We start from the raw sequence: 1300 nt of genomic DNA on the forward strand, positions 1-1300 counted from the left end.
TAGCAGGCTGTTGAAGAAGTCTTGTTTTTCGGTGGGACTGAGGTGCTGCGTCGGCTTTTAGGCGCCGCGCGTCGGCTTTGCCGGACGTCACTTCGGCCCTGTGCCGAGGTGCCTCATGCTGTTGCTCCCAATAGTCTTGGGAGGCGGATCAGATTGTAGGCCGCCAGCGCCAGCTTGAAGGCGGCGTCGACGCGGGCGCGGCCTCGCAGCTTGACCTTGGCGAGGCCGGCCGACGCCTTGATCCAGCCGAACACCTCCTCGATCCGCTTGCGGCAGCGTTGACTGACGGCGTAGCCGGCATGACGCAGCGTCCGCCGGTCGATCGCGGTCTTGCGCGGCTTGCCGGTCTTGCTCAGATGTCCATCGATGGCGATGTGCGGTGTCACCACGCGGCTTCGTAGCTCGCCGACAAAGTCGGTGACGTCATAAGCCTTGTCGGCTCCCAGCGTGATCCGTCGCGTGCGATCGCCGCGATGGCGGTCGATCAGTTCGAGCGCCTGATCCCGCTCCGCTGTGCCGGTCGCCTGGCTGACGCCGCCCAACACGGCGAGGCCGTTGCGGTTCTCCATCAGTGTGTGACCGATGTAGCAGAGCTTCGCCGGCTGGCCGTCGCCCTTCTTGTACAGCCGCGCCTCCGGATCAGTCGTGCTCTGATGCGTGTCGTTGCTGCGCTTCTCCTTGTGGAAGCTGCGCTCGGCGTTGCGGCCCGGCCCGTCACTGTCCTGATCGCCGCCGTCCTTACAGCGGAAGCTCTTGATCGATGCCCACGCCTCGATCAGCGTGCCATCGACTGAGAAGTGGTCGGTCGACAGCAGCCGCTTCACCTCGGACCGGGCGAGCAGCGCGGTCAGAAACTTCGCCGCGATCTCGCCTTCGAGCAGCCGGTCGCGGTTCTTCGAGAAGGTCGAGTGGTCCCACACCGCGTCGTCGACGCCCAGGCCGACGAACCAGCGGAACAACAGGTCGAAGTCCAGCCGCTCCATCAGTTGCCGCTCCGAGCGGATGCCATAGAACGCCTGCAGCAGCATCGCCCGAAGCAGCTTCTCCGGCGCGATCGACGGGCGGCCGAACGATGTGTAGAGCGCGTCGAAATCCTTCGAGAGGTCAGCCAGCGCCGCGTTGGCAAGCCGCCTGATCGTCCGCAGCGGGTGGTCGGCGCGAACCCGCGCCTCCACGTCCACATAACTGAACAGAGATCCCGTCCGTTCGTCGCCGCCCCGCATCGTCCGCCCCTCAATCCGTCCGGATCAAAGGGAATCACGACCCAAGGTGCGCCGCCAGTGACTTCTTCAACAGCCTG

Annotated in this window: 1 protein-coding gene; it reads right to left on the reverse strand. The window is 65.3% G+C overall.

Going from position 1 to position 1300, the window contains the following annotated elements; all coding sequences use genetic code 11:
• Positions 1-113: 113 nt before the first annotated feature.
• Positions 114-1223: an IS5 family transposase gene (locus M9H71_RS25080; protein ID WP_455407574.1), complete on the reverse strand. Its 1110-nt coding sequence runs from the start codon at positions 1221-1223 to the stop codon at positions 114-116.
• Positions 1224-1300: the final 77 nt, after the last annotated feature.

Source organism: Rhodopseudomonas parapalustris (assembly GCF_053772255.1).

Excerpts from the sequence above, each read along its gene's own strand:
- M9H71_RS25080 (WP_455407574.1), bottom strand. The coding sequence starts at position 1,223 with ATGCGGGGCGGCGACGAACGGACGGGATCTCTGTTCAGTTATGTGGAC.